Source organism: Bacteroides sp. 1001136B_160425_E2, assembly GCF_015559655.1.
Classification (GTDB): domain Bacteria; phylum Bacteroidota; class Bacteroidia; order Bacteroidales; family Bacteroidaceae; genus Bacteroides; species Bacteroides luhongzhouii.
This window is the reverse complement of record NZ_JADMQH010000023.1, coordinates 25,346-39,953: the sequence shown is the minus strand read 5'-3', so window position 1 is coordinate 39,953 and position 14,608 is coordinate 25,346. Positions and strand designations below refer to the sequence as shown.

Annotated in this window: 9 protein-coding genes; 2 read left to right on the top strand and 7 right to left on the bottom strand. The window is 43.6% G+C overall.

Going from position 1 to position 14,608, the window contains the following annotated elements; all coding sequences use genetic code 11:
- Nucleotides 1-33: 33 nt before the first annotated feature.
- The 7 genes from I2I04_RS19710 to I2I04_RS19680 all read right to left on the bottom strand — a co-directional run bounded on the left by I2I04_RS19710 (nucleotide 34) and on the right by I2I04_RS19680 (nucleotide 11,270).
- Nucleotides 34-3,387 (bottom strand): DUF4062 domain-containing protein, encoded by a 3,354-nt coding sequence (locus tag I2I04_RS19710; protein WP_195655749.1) that lies wholly within the window; start codon nucleotides 3,385-3,387, stop codon nucleotides 34-36.
- Between the two features lie 210 nt (nucleotides 3,388-3,597).
- Nucleotides 3,598-5,739, bottom strand: coding sequence for a peptidylprolyl isomerase (locus I2I04_RS19705; protein WP_143258178.1), 2,142 nt, complete (start codon nucleotides 5,737-5,739; stop codon nucleotides 3,598-3,600).
- Between the two features lie 119 nt (nucleotides 5,740-5,858).
- Nucleotides 5,859-7,115, bottom strand: coding sequence for a hemolysin family protein (locus tag I2I04_RS19700; RefSeq protein ID WP_143258177.1), 1,257 nt, complete (start codon nucleotides 7,113-7,115; stop codon nucleotides 5,859-5,861).
- 53 nt (nucleotides 7,116-7,168) lie between these two features.
- Complete coding sequence (lptC, locus tag I2I04_RS19695; protein WP_185911437.1) at nucleotides 7,169-7,783, bottom strand: LPS export ABC transporter periplasmic protein LptC; 615 nt, start codon at nucleotides 7,781-7,783, stop codon at nucleotides 7,169-7,171.
- 43 nt (nucleotides 7,784-7,826) lie between these two features.
- On the bottom strand, nucleotides 7,827-9,152 hold the full coding sequence (locus tag I2I04_RS19690) for a hypothetical protein (RefSeq protein WP_143258176.1): 1,326 nt from the start codon (nucleotides 9,150-9,152) through the stop codon (nucleotides 7,827-7,829).
- Between the two features lie 65 nt (nucleotides 9,153-9,217).
- The gene (locus I2I04_RS19685; protein WP_195655748.1) at nucleotides 9,218-10,495 is read right to left on the bottom strand and encodes an OmpP1/FadL family transporter; all 1,278 of its coding nucleotides are present in this window, start codon (nucleotides 10,493-10,495) and stop codon (nucleotides 9,218-9,220) included.
- On the bottom strand, nucleotides 10,482-11,270 hold the full coding sequence (locus I2I04_RS19680; protein ID WP_195471777.1) for a type III pantothenate kinase: 789 nt from the start codon (nucleotides 11,268-11,270) through the stop codon (nucleotides 10,482-10,484). Before I2I04_RS19680 ends, I2I04_RS19685 begins: the two co-directional genes overlap by 14 nt.
- 408 nt (nucleotides 11,271-11,678) lie before the next feature.
- Between I2I04_RS19680 and I2I04_RS19675 the strand changes: the two genes are divergently transcribed.
- Together I2I04_RS19675 and I2I04_RS19670 are read left to right on the top strand one after the other, a co-directional pair.
- Entirely contained in the window at nucleotides 11,679-12,866 is a 1,188-nt protein-coding gene (locus I2I04_RS19675) for a DUF4105 domain-containing protein (protein WP_143258174.1), read from the top strand.
- On the top strand, nucleotides 12,866-14,440 hold the full coding sequence (locus I2I04_RS19670) for an alkaline phosphatase family protein (protein ID WP_195655747.1): 1,575 nt from the start codon (nucleotides 12,866-12,868) through the stop codon (nucleotides 14,438-14,440). The genes I2I04_RS19675 and I2I04_RS19670 overlap by 1 nt, the downstream gene beginning before the upstream one ends.
- Nucleotides 14,441-14,608: the final 168 nt, after the last annotated feature.

Here is a 14,608-nt window from a genome sequence, read left to right as displayed (position 1 = left end):
TAAAAGTTAACAAAAAAGGGAAGTATGCCTCCGTTATGATTCAACCACGCTGATATATTGAAGTAGCTTTTGCGCCACTTCAGAGTCCTTTCCATTCTTTTTCACTTCATGACCGTACGCTTCACGAAAACAAGCCAGCGCATCTTCCTGTTCATTACAAAAACTGTGTAACACCCCTAGATTCTGACAAGCCAGAACCGTCTGTCTGTCCTCCCATCCAAAAGATTTCTTTCGCAATTCAAACTCTCTGAAGAAAGCCTCTTTCGCCATTGGATAATTCTCCATCTTCGCATAAGCCTGTGCTTTGTAGTAATATACCTGACAGGAAGCATCGGGATCAGCATCATCGTGAATATCCAGGGAAGTTGCGATGCGGATCACACTATCATAATCTTTACGCTCGTAATATTGCTGCATTATATCACATCTCAATGCCTCGTAGCGGACAGTCAATTCCGCCAGACGCGGTTTTTCGCTGAAAAACATTTCATGCAAAAGAGACTCACGGAAGAATAAAGTAGAAGCCTGCCCATCGCCACGTTCATTCATCATTCGTTTGAATTCTCTGCATAAATAATACAACTGTTTATGACAAGCAACTATCTGTTTTTTGTTATCTATCTGCATAGCAATGTCCAACGCCTGATTCATCAGCATCCATGCTTCATCGTATCGTTTGATATAATAAAGACATTTACCCTGCATACACAAACATTTAGCCACTCCACCCGACAGCCTGCCATTCAAAGACTCGTGCATTTCAGCTACTTTCCGGAATTTTTCGGCAGCACTCTCTTCCTCATTCTTATAGTAATCACAATAAGCCAGGTATTCGGAAAGTTCAATGACTTCTGCCTGACTCTTCTCGTCAGCAGAAGCCGCATGATAATCAAGCGCCCTATTCAAATAGATCCCCGCTTCATTGTATTGCTCATTGTAGTAATATGCCAAAGCTAGATTCCGGCAGGTGTTGGCAATCTCCAGTTCCGGAGTCGGTACAATGTTTTCCTGCATCACTAATGCTTTCAGAAAACAGTCGCATGCCATTTCGTATTCTTCATTACGGGCATACCGGCATCCCTCATTCATCTTCAATACCGATCTGGCAATTGGTGGGATGGCAGCGCCTTCCATACTCTTCTCACTCACAGCAGCCGCTGCCTCCGTCAGATGGAAAGAACTGCTCAAGAAAGTAGCCATATCATTAGCAATGACAGGAATTAAAAAAGAATCAACCTCATCAAAGTCCAATTCGGCATAGACTTCAGGCGTAATGCCAGGATTGTCATTCATGATCGCCTTCCAGCTATCTTCCAACAGAGAACGATTCGTGCGATACAGAATCTCGAAAATCTCCACATCACAAATCCAATCCTTCAATAAATCCCATTCTTGCATCTTATAGCATTGATAGGTAATCTCCACTTTATAGCGATACGAATCATGGTAGCAGAACTGTTTCATGCGATAGTTATAATCGGCAAAAGTCAACGGATGGGAAAGGATCTCTTCCTCATCCAGCAGAGCGGAAATAATTTCATGCCGACTATCATCTATACATTCTTCATCTTGAGCGAAACAGCGTTCAATCGCCTCTACCATTTGTGTGTCACCAATGCAATATCGCCCTCCTTTGTTGGTGAGCCAGCTACTCATTTCCACTCTCAACTGTGACCAAAGTATCTGATTAATGCCTGCCATGCTCTTTACTTCATCTTCGGTAAATCCTTCTAAAGTAAGTGAGAGCATCAGAAGCGTTCTTCCAATCTCTTCGAAACCATAATCAGCCGACAAACGCCGAAGCACACTGTCGTAGAACTGCTCAATCTCATTGAGCCGGCAATATCCACTCATATATTCATTCAGAGCATCATACTGACCGAACGAAACCAACTCGTTGAGCAATACACTTAAACAGCGCGGTTGTTTGGCCAGCACCCACGAAGCAAGAATATCTTCCTGCTGTGCGGACAAGGCCTTGGAGTAAGTAGACAGATATTGTTTTGAGAACGACTTGGCATCCGCTTGTGAAAAACCATTCAACTGGAAATGAACGTAACCATTCCGAACAAAGGGCAGGTAGGCGGTGGATGACGCAGAAAAGCTCAACACGACTTTTACGTTCGAGGGAATAGATGCAAATAAAGAAAACAGGGATGCTTCAGTCGGATTCAGATAACTGATGTCATCAATCAACAGAATGATAGGATATCTTGATGCACCCAGCGCACTCCACAACTGACTGAACTTTTGGATAGAATTCAAATCCTCTTCAATCTCCTTGAGGTTCCGAAGTGTGTTCCCCGCAAAAGTGTTCAAGCCAGCATCTCCCATCAAAACCGAATTTTTCACGATGTCCATGATGGATTTGGCAGTGCTCTGGGTCGAGTCCAGTTCTTTTGATACTTCAGCCGCAAACAAATTTTCTTCACCTAAAGATTGATGTTTGAGTGCGTTCTGGCATTTTGAGGCTAACATTCTCGCCAACGTTTCCGGATAAGAAGACAATGTAGTACTATCCAAGCGATGATAGATGGGAATCATCGGCATATCATTGTTCACCAAATCGCTCCAATGAGCCAATAAAGCACTCTTGCCAAGACCACAATCGCCCGTTACCACCAAACATCGCTGCTCATCCGCTGCCAAAAAGTCAGCAAACGCCTGATCTGCTTCTGGTATGGAGTGATAATTGAATAAGAGTTCATTGCGTGTCAGTTGTTCTTGCAATGCTTGATTATCTTCAACGGTCAGTATATCTGGAAACTCCCGTTCAAGCAATTCCGTGAAAGCACCTTCCACAAGGTTACACAACTGCTCGGGCGAGTCATACTCTTGCACAGGATAACGATCTTGCTGCAAAATACGTTCTTTAAGACGTTTCAGTTTAAGAGACTCCTCTTTAGGGCAAGACAGCTCATCATCTGCCGACTGTTTTATATAAAAATAGGCATGTAACGGATTGGGATTGCGCAGTACACCAAACTGCATTTCAATTTCCGTCACACTTAAATGATGATTCAAGTCATCTTCTATCCAACGATATTCCAAGCTGTCATTGAAAGTTTGAGATAAGTCCTCATAATTGGGGCACCATCCATAGCGGTCGCCTACCATACCAATGAAGAAAGGCCGGGAGTTAACTATTTCTTTCAGGCATATTTCAACAACCTTGCCACTTTTCGCATCTTCTTCTGTGATTCCCCAGCGCAAATCAACCAATGAAACGGTGGCACCACGGCTGGCAGCCTTTACTTGCAAACCCTTAAAGAGTTTGACTAATGCAGAACGTTCCATTTCCATGTCTCTGAACGTTGACGAAAGAAACACACGAATAACACGTGAATTTTCAGCGGGAACTGAATACTGGGCTAGTTGTTTTGTCATAATATAGATTCGTATTAGTTAATAAAGTATTTCGCAAAGCCTATTGATAAAGATTGGCAAGATATGGAAATTTAATCAGATAACAAAGATCATAAACGAAAAAACGAAAATAAAAAAGGCACGGATTACACGGATTTCGTGGTTCTCTCATAAGTTTAAACCACGTAAATCCGTGTAATCCGTGCCTAATATCTATTACTTGCTACTTGTTTAGAAGAACAAGAAGCGAGTATCTTTTACGTTAGCTTTCAGATACAAGTCGTTCATCAGACGGCTGGCGAAACGTGCGTGCATGTTAGTCAGCGTAGCTTCTTCTGCTTTTGCGTCGAATGTTTCGTTCAGTTTGTCCTTACCGTATACCTGCAATACAAATACTCCGGCATTACCTTTGATAGGAGCGCTCAACTGATTTACTTCAGCTGCAGAAGCATAAGCACCTACCAACGGTTCGCTGCTGCGCAATGCTGATACGTATGCAGGAGCTGCAAAAGTAACCATCTTCAAAGAGTCGCTGACTGCATTAGCCATCTCTTTGTACTGGTTGAATGAAGTTGCATTGGCAGCTTTCATGTCAGCCATAATCTTTTCAGCTTTCTTATCTTTCACAATTTCAGCTCTCAACTGATCCTGTACTGCTTTCAACGGACGGTATCCTTCCGGCTTAATGCCTACCAGACCTACTACTATCATGTGATCGCTTTCGCCACATTCGTACAAGCCGGAAACTTCACCCGGTTTTGCTTTATCAAATGTCCATCTCAACGCTTCTTTTGTACCTCTTACACCACCGATGTTGTGTTCAGAACTGCTCAAATCCATTCTGTCGAGCAATCTGTAACCGGCTTCTTCAGCGTTAGCTACCATCTTCTCTACGCTAGGATTAGCTGCGATAAACTGGCTGAAATCATTATAAGCACGATTGTAAGTTTCTTTGCTGAACTCTACTTCGCGTTTGATAACAGCTACTTTATATTTGTTTTTTGTAGACTTCTTGTTCGTCACCTGAAGAATTACGTTTGCTTGTCCCATCGGCAAGTTTACCAATTCGTTTACACCTGCATTGTTGATAGCAGAAATAAATTTCAGGTTATCACCGTCTATCTGTGCACCTTCATATTGTGCAGAAGTAAGCCAGTTTGCATCACCTGTCTGACCATATTTCTTTGCCAGATCCACGAAGTTAGCTCCCCCTTTGATTGCGTTATAGATGCTGTCGGCCAATGTCTTTGTCTTCACAGCGTCTTCTGCGTATACCTGAATCTGACGGAATTCGACAGAGTCGGCAGCAACAGCTTTAGCAACTACTTTGAAAGAGTTGATTGTATTGTCGGCACCGTTATAGTAAGGACCATAAATAGCACCTACAGAAACAGAGTCCAAACGTGCGGCTACATCTGACGGGAAAGCTGTTTTGTTATAGAACAAGTCTGTATAAGGAGCTTCCGAGCCAACTGAACGGATAAAAGAAGTATAGTCATCCGTAGTAGTAGCCAACTGTGCAGTAGCTTCGTCTACTTCTTTCTGGATAGCTGCTCTGTCTTCAGCACTTGCAGTCACCTGTACATCAATGTACTTGATGTCACGAGTTTCCTGATATTGCTTGAATTGTTCTTTCTTCTTGTTATACAAGTCTTTCAGTTCCGATTCTTTCACTACGATTGTAGAGTCTACTACAGAAGAGTAAGGAATACCAGCCATCAACACGTTGTATTGGTTCACTCTTGCATCGAAAGCATCCTGTGCTTCCACCGGATTAGAAAGAAGAGCTTTAGACACTAATGCCTGATACTTTTCTGCCAAACGGCTTTCAATCAGCGTCTTTTGGATGAATGACCAGTATTTATACATATTGTTGTATTGTTCAGCATACTGTGCCGGCATTTGTGATTCGCTCATCTTGGCGTATTCCACGAGGAATTTGTTCAACATATCTTTGTCGAAGTTTCCTGTTTGCGGATTCTGGAAAGGAGTTTGTCTCAACAAAGGATGAACGCCTGCTTTCAGGATGTCCTGGATTTCAGCTGTAGAAACAGTCAGTCCCAGTGCTTTTGCTTCTTTTTCAATCAGTTTATTGTTTACGTAGGAACGCCATACTTCATCGCGCACCTGATTGGTTTGTTCGTCATTCAAGGCGGTCACCCCACGCATGAGTTTCACCACTTCGGTATATTCTTCTACCAAATTCTGATACTCTTGAGCGGAAAGAGCGTCTCCGTTCACCTCACCTACGTCATGTGCCTGATGCGGCTGCATCACCTTCCATGCGTCACCCGCAATAAAAGCAAACAGCGCCAAGCCGATAACAATCACCAATAGAGGTCCTTTCGACCTAATGTTTTGTAACGTTGCCATTTTGATTAATATGATTTATGTTTATTATTATTTCTTTCTTTTGTCGTTTTAGCGCACGAAGATACAAAAAATGCTAATATGCATCTATTTATTAGCTAAAAATTTCTTGATTATCGTCATTATTCCAAGACTTTTAATCGCACGAGTTCTATTTTTGTCGCTGTGACCTTAATTATCTTGAATTGATAACGTCCTACCCGGACCACTTCATGCAACTTCGGAAAGCTCTGATATTGGTTCAGAATCAACCCTCCTACTGTCAGATAATCATCCGACTCGGGCAAGTCGAGTCCGAACGTCTCATTGACTTTTTCTATCTCCAAGCGGGCGGACAACACATACTCGCGTTCGTCGATTTGCTTGCTGATATAGGAAGTATTATCATGCTCGTCTTCTATATCTCCAAAGATTTCTTCAACGAGGTCTTCCAGAGATACGATGCCGGACGTACCGCCAAATTCATCCACCACTACGGCAATCGTTTTCTTTTGCTGCATAAAGAGCTTCATCAGCTTGTTGGCGGACATTGTTTCGGGCACAATCGGGACTTGTGTCACATTCTCATGCCAGTTTTTCGGGGCACGGAACATTTCCGACGAATGGATGTAGCCGACTACGTTGTCGATATTCCCGTCATACACGATTATCTTGGAGATTCCGGATTCTATGAAGCGGCTTTTCAGCTCGTCCAGTGAAGTGGTCAGATCGACTGCCACCACTTCGGTACGAGGAACGATGCAGTCGCGGATTTTTATGTTCGAGAAGTCGAGGGCGTTCTGGAAGATTTTCACTTCCGTGTCCAGTTCTTCTTCATTTTCGGCATTATCAATGCTGCTTTGTACGAAATAGTCCAGGTCTACTTTTCCAAAAGCCCTGTCGGACGCATCTTTATTGACCTTCATACCAAAGACACGAAGGAACAAACATGACAAGCCGGAAGACAGTTTAGAGATAGGATATAGAACGACATAACAAACAATGAGCGGAATGGCAAAAAGATTCAAAACCAGATTGGGATTGATTTTGAATAATGTTTTCGGTAAAAACTCTCCGGTCACCAAAATAATCAGGGTAGAAATAATGGTTTGCGCCAACACCATCAGAAAATGATTGTCGATGAATCCCGCCAGCAGATTGTCGCCGATAATCTGCGCCATCAGGATACCATAGATTACCAGCGCGATATTATTCCCCACCAGCATGGTAGAGATAAATTCATTCGGGTTCTTGAAGAAGATAGAAAGGATGCGGGACGTAATTCCCCCCTTACGTTCCATCTCAAAACGCAGTTTGTCTACCGACACAAAGGCAATCTCCATTCCTGAGAAGAAGGCGGAGAAGACCATGGTGATGATTAGAGAGATATAAATATTCATAAGTTTTGATTTACGATCAGACGATTTACGAGGTACGATTGATATGACTTCGCCTATTTCGCAGCATCTTTATTCACAGAATCCGGCAGTGCTTTTGTTTCCGGTTGGGGCGGGCCGCCCGCGTCCTCGTCCACATAGAAAATTCCTCCAATATTGCGGATGGTGTATATGGTCATTTGCTGGTTCGAGTCGAAGCCATGTCCTGTAATAATTCGGTCCGGTTGCTGGATACGTATAAACTTGTCGGAATATACTTTTTGGGTGGCTTCGTTCCAGTACAGCAGTTCCGTATTAAAACGCTCTCCTTTGCGGTTCTGTATATCCACATTCCCTATCAGCTTCCAAAGCCTTTCTTTGTCATAATAGTAGGCAGTATCCGCTTTGATACTGGCTTCTATATGAAAGATAGAGTCGAACTGTTCCAGATATACTCCTTTTTCAAAGGCCCAATAGGAAGGCTTTTTACGGTCGTACATCATCCACTCTTCCGTATTCACCCTATAACGTGTCACTCCGGAATCGGAAATAAGAGTGGTGACTCCCAATGTTGTCATCACCGGAAGAGAATCACGTTCTGTGATAGCCTCGCCCATAGCTTTCTTCTTTCCGCCACAGGAAGATAATAAAAGAAGCATAACAATCACCCCGGAGGTGATTGTTATGCTCATGCTTTTATGCAATAAACGGTTTCTTCGTTTTCGCAACATACATTTATCTAATCGTTGTAGTCTCTCCTATCCAACCGCCGATAGTGATGCGGTCGCCTTGCTTGTAACCCAACATAAACAGGTCTTTAGCTTGCGGAGTATGACCAGAATATCTACCGATCAATTTGTTAGCTTCTTCAGCTACGCTCGGATCTACTTGTTTTGCACGTTGCAGTTTGTCGATTACTGCAAAATAAGTACACTTGTTCAAAGCCGACTCATCGCTCCAGTTAGGACTCATTGCATAAAGATTAGCAATCAGGATGTATGGAGCACCGTAGTTTTCGTTAAAGCCAATTGCTTTTTGGCAATATGCTCTTGCTTGAGACAGTTTTTTGGCAGAAGCCAATACTGCTGCGGCAGCGTATGCTTTTTCAGCTTTCTTCAGATTGTCTGTTTCGAGGTTCACTGCTTCGTCAAAGAATTTCACTGCACCATCGACATCACCTTTCTTAAATGCCTGATAAGCACATCCGGTAGCAGCTTCTGCACTAGGTTCTATCTTGTAAACATAGAAAGCAGCCTGTTGATAAGCATCGCTTTCAGTACATTTCATCATTTTCATGATGTCGATCACTTTCTTCAAGTAAGCCAAGTCAGTTTGGTTAGCTTCTACTTTCGGTCCATAGATGCTTTGCAGTGATTCGCAATCAGCCGTTCCGCTGTTTACAAACAAAGCAACCAGGTTATCTTTAATGCCCAGCAGAGGTTTCTTCTTTGCTTCATTAGTTTCATTAGCAATAGCTGTGTCTACATATTCAGAAGCAGCCAGATAATCCTGAATGAACTGTTCTTTATGATTCGGGTCAGTTTTCAGTTTATCCAAAGACATTTGCAGGAAATAGAAGATAGTCGCACCTGCTGATTCGCCTTTCACAGCGTTCACTGACTGGCTCAACCATTGGTAAGCCTGATTAACGTCAATCTTCGGAGCGAAAGCGATGTAATCTACCGCTTTGATACCCAGAGCTTCGTCAACAGAAGATACTTTTGTACCTTTAGACAAGAATTCATCCGTGTACTTCATACGCAAGTCGTGCGTATTCATCAGTTCATTAAAATATTTCTGATATTCCGCACTATTTCGATCCTTGATTTGTCCCATCAAGCCTTTCAGAATTTTATATCCATCAGTAAAGGTATAGAAACGAAGCGTCGGACAGTTTTCCAACACAGCTTTCCAAGGAGTATACGCATCTTTAAAATTGCCAGCACGCACAGCTTCATGCGAGATACTACTGTTCGAGTTACAGTTAGACGCATCCTGTGCCACCACAGTGGTTGCTCCTGCCGAAAGGAACAACATAGCCACAAGCGTTTTAATTTTCATTGTATCTAAATTTTAGTTGTTATTATTATAGTCGTCTATTCTTTCTCTTCTTACATTCATCTCAATTACTCGACTCTGCGCTTGAAGAACCAACGTTCGTTGAACGTCAATCCGATGCTTACGCGAAAGATATTTTCGTTTACAAAGGTCGATTCCTGTCCACTTACACGAACAAACTGTCCGCTGATGCTAAGAATGGAACGGGAACGAGGCACAGGCAGACCGAAACCGGCAGTTACGCCATATTCGCGGGCTGCGTCTTTATCGCCAATCTTATAATACGGAGTCGTATAATAAGCTCCCAAACGATATTTGATGTGGGATAAATAGGAACGTCCAATCAAATTTGGAATATATTCCGCACCCACAGATATTTTATGACGGTCGCAATACGTGTATGTTTCACCAAATTCTTCACGTACAGCACCATCCGATGTATTTACGCCAAACTTAGCTTTTGACCACTGCTGCAAACTATAATCCGCACCGACAGTCAAGCGTTTGTCATAGTTATAAGTAAAGCCGACGCCAAAAGTATTAGGCACACTAAGTGTAGCATCCCAATCCTGAGTGACAGTTGAACTAGCTTGCGTCGTTACTGTATAATCATTATTCAGCTTATGCTTCGGAGAATATACAGCTCCGACAGTGACTGAATGTTTTTGGTTAAATTCTTGCGTATATTGCAATCCAAAATCCAGTTTATAATCCGACACTGACACAACATTCTGTCTAATGTAAGAATAAGCAGAAGCGCTATTTGGATAAAGTTGCGTCAACGAGCGGGTTATATCTCCCCAAAAATAAGAAGCATTCACACCAACAGACAGGTTTTTCAATACTTTTACACCCACACCAACATACAATTGATGTAAACCACCCTCACCAGTAAGACTTTTCGTGCTATACGGTGAAGTTTCTGTAGCCTCATTGCTTTCCGAGACAGAATATCCCACATTGGAGAACGGCAATAATCCGATACTCATCGCTATCCTCGGATGCAAACGGAATTGCATAGCCAGATAGTCAAAACTAGAGTTTTTAGCGTTCAGCTTCACACCTCCACCACTAATATTCATATTTTGCAGGCTGACGCCTCCTTCAAAAATGAACGTCAACGAGTCAATGGCTGTATACGAAGCAGGATTCAGCGGATTGATCTGCGCTCCATCCCGAAGTCCAAAAGCAATTCCCCCCATCGCCTTGCTATTACCGAAACTCTGATCGGATAAGTCGCCATAGCCATATCGTGTATAAGGAGAGTTTGTATTATTTTGAGCGATTGCCATTCCGGTAACCATCGTGAGCAAAAGCGCACAAAGTGTGTGTTTAAATCCTACCATTATTATAGTTTAAAATTCTATTTAATCCTTTCAACACTAAAAATCTATCTGCAAAGATGATACTTTTTACGCTGCTATCAAAAGAAAAATCATCTCCGCCCGTTAAAAAAACCAAAAGTTCAGGATATTTATGCTTCATAGACTCAATATAACCTGAAATTTCGTATTCCATCCCTTTCATCACTCCGGCACGTATAGCCGTTTCGGTGTCCCGCCCCATCGGGAGTTTGCGCCCGTTGGTGTCCACCAGAGGCAAACGTCCGGTAAACTGATGAAGTGCCTTGAAACGCATCTGCATACCGGGAGAAATATTACCGCCGTGATACTGACCTTTTGAGTCGATAAACTCGTAAGTAATACAGGTTCCCGCATCAATAACCAATATATCCCGATGAGGAAACTGCTCATTAGCACCCACTACGGCAGCCATACGATCATATCCCAATGTCTCAGGAGTTTCGTACAGGTTGACAACCGGAAGCGGAGTCTGATGATTGAGCCAGAGCAAAGGAAACGGCAAAGCTGCCAAATCAGCCAATACCTTTTCGCTTAAATCAATGACAGTAGCCACAATCCCCTGTTCAACCGGATATTGGGAACAAAGAGCTTTCAAGCAACCCAGCGACTGATTGGATTCAGTAACTACATCCACCATTTCTCCGCCGTTGAAGAAAGCAATCTTTGCCTTTGTATTTCCTATGTCGATTATTAAATTCAAATCTTCTGGTTCTTTAGCGGGCGCAAAGGTAAAGTAAAAAAAGAAAAGTTGAAGCATAGAAGAGGAATTATCTTCTTTTTTCATTTTAGAAATTCTCAAAAACAAAAAAATCGAACTATCTATTTTTAAATAGATCATTTATCTTTTATTGTTTATTATGTGTTCCACTTTGCGTTCGGCAAGCCTTTTTCAACAGGCCATAAACAGCTAATAAACAAAAGGTTGCGAGGAGAAAACAGCGTTCCAGAAAGCGTTCCACTATTTTGTAATCAATTTTCCGTTCAGACAAAAACATTATTTCGCCCGAACAGCGACTCTATTTGAGGAAAACAGAGCCGCTGTTTAAGCCATATAGAACCTCTGTTTGCATGAAATAGAGCTTCTATTCCGATAAAACAGAACCACCGTTTTCCCGAATCCAACAATTCTTCATATATTTGCCACCAAAATAAAACGGACCTGCTAATGAAACGGTTTTTCTTATATACGATCTTCTCTTTTTTCCTGTTGCTTCCGTCCGCCGGACAAGCATCTGCCAACAGCAATGACTCCATTCGTTTAAGCCTGCTGACTTGTGCTCCCGGAGAAGAAATATATTCCCTGTTCGGACACACTGCCATCCGCTATGAAAATCCTTCACAAGGGATTGACGTTGTGTTCAATTACGGATTGTTCAGTTTCAACACTCCCAATTTCATCTTTCGCTTCTCGCTTGGAGAAACTGACTACCAACTGGGAGTGACGGATTATGAGCATTTTGCGGCAGAATACGCATTCTACGGACGCAGCGTGTGGCAGCAAACGCTGAACCTGACCGATGAAGAGAAAACAGGATTAATCCGGTTATTACAAGAAAATTATCGTCCGGAGAACCGGGTGTATCGTTATAATTTCTTTTACGATAATTGCGCCACCCGCCCCCGGGACAAGATCGAAGAAAGCATCGCAGGAAAGGTAGTTTATCCGGCAGAGCCGCAGGATGGTTCGCGCACTTTCCGCGACATCGTGCATCAATATTGTAAAGGACATCCGTGGGCGCGTTTCGGCATCGATCTCTGCATCGGAAGTGAAGCCGACCAACCCATCACACAACGCCAGATGATGTTTGCTCCTTTCTATCTGATGGATGCCTTTGACGGCGCACAGATTAAAAACGACTCTATCCAGCACCCGCTCATAACATCTAACAAGCTGGTAATCGACGTCACTCCCGAAGCGGATGAAAGCGGCCGGATGCCTACGCCGCTCCAATGCTCGTTACTGTTATTTATACTGACAGCCGCCGCCACGATCTATGGCATCCGCCGGAGAACCGGATTATGGGGAATCGACCTCTTTCTTTTTGGTATGGCAGGTATCGTGGGATGCGTCCTCGCCTTCCTCGCCCTCTTCTCCCAACACCCGGCAGTCAGCTCCAATTTCCTGTTACTAGTATTCCATCCGGGACAACTTCTTTTCCTTCCATACATTATATATTGTGTCCGAAAAGGGAAGAAATGCTGGTATTTGACCTTGAATCTGGTTGTTTTAACACTTTTTATAGTGCTTTTTCCTGTAATTCCGCAAAGATTTGACTTTGCTGTTGTACCTTTGGCACTCGTTTTGCTGATACGTTCAGCGAGCAATTTGATTGTGACATCTAAAAAGAAATAATGAAAGGACTACTAACTTCCCTCATCACCGTACTGACTTTCACCGGGCTACAGGCCCAGTCACTGCCTTCTGCCCCTAAATTAGTGGTAGGGCTGACTATTGACCAATTGCGTACGGACTATCTGGAAGCGTTTTCATCACTTTATGGTGAGAAAGGCTTCAAACGTCTTTGGAAAGAGGGAAGAGTGTTCCATAACGCCGAATATACCTTCTGCGGCGTAGACCGTGCTTCTGCCATCGCAGCCATTTACAGCGGCACGACGCCTTCCATGAACGGAATCATCTCCCAACGATGGATGGACGCCTCTACCCTTCGCCCCGTCAACAGCACAGACGATACGGCATTCATGGGATATTACACCGACCAAACAGCCGCACCCACCAAATTACTGACTTCCACCATTGCCGACGAGCTCAAAATAGCGACCCAAGGCAAAGGACTCGTATATGCCATCGCCCCTGATTGCGATGCCGCAATTTTCGCAGCCGGACATGCCGGAAACGGTGCTTTCTGGCTCAATCCCAACACCGGGAAATGGAGCGGAACGACCTATTATGGAGAGTTTCCGTGGTGGGCAAGCCAATACAATGACCGACAGGCAATCGATTTCCGTATTGCGGGCATGACATGGGAACCGGTATTTCCCCGGGGCATGTACACTTTTCTGCCAGATTGGCGGGATATACTCTTCAAATATAAGTTCGATGACGACCGCAATAATAAGTACAGACGCTTCATCGCCAGCCCTTTTGTAAATGACGAAGTGAATGCGCTTGCCGAAGAAGCATTGAACAAAAGCTCCATCGGCATGGACGACATTACTGACTTATTGGCACTCACTTATTATGCAGGAAACTACGCGCATAAATCCGTACAGGAATGTGCCATGGAAATACAAGACACCTACGTGCGTCTTGACCGCAGCATTGCCGACCTGCTCGAAGCCATCGATAAGAAAGTAGGACTACAAAACGTACTTATTTTCATCACTTCCACCGGATATACGGACAGCGAATCACCCGATTCGGGATTGTACAAAATTCCCGGCGGAGAGTTTTTTCTCAACCGTTGTGCCGCCTTGCTGAATATGTACCTGATGGCTACGTATGGCGAAGGAAAGTATGTGGAAGCTCACCACAACCAGCAGATTTATCTGAATCATAAATTACTGGAAAAGAAGGAACTGAATCTGGCAGAGGTACAGCAAAAGTCAGCAGAATTCCTGATGCAGTTCAGCGGAGTGAACGAAGCATATTCAGCCAACCGGCTGTTGTTGGGTTCATGGACGCCGGAAATTTATAAAATACGCAACGGCTACCACCGCAAACGTTCGGGCGACCTCGTAATCGACGTCCTCCCCGGATGGACCATCGTCAACGAGAACGGCGGCGAAAACAAAGTGGTACGCCATTCCTATATCCCTTCACCGCTGATTTTCATGGGACATTCCGTGAAACCGGCCATTATCCGGACACCTGTAACCATTGACCATATCGCGCCTACACTGGCACATTTTATGCGCATCCGGGCTCCCAATGCCTGTACTTCTGCTCCTATTACCGACCTACGGTAAAAATTTACTCACAAAAACAGGGAGCAAAACATAAATAAATCAGCATTTTAATGTAACTTTGCGGAGATTATTCGTCACGGAATTCACCGGTTCACACAGATTTCTTTTTCAAATCTGTGTGCGGAACGGAAAAATCAATCCGGATGAATGTGGCCCGCAATAAGAAAA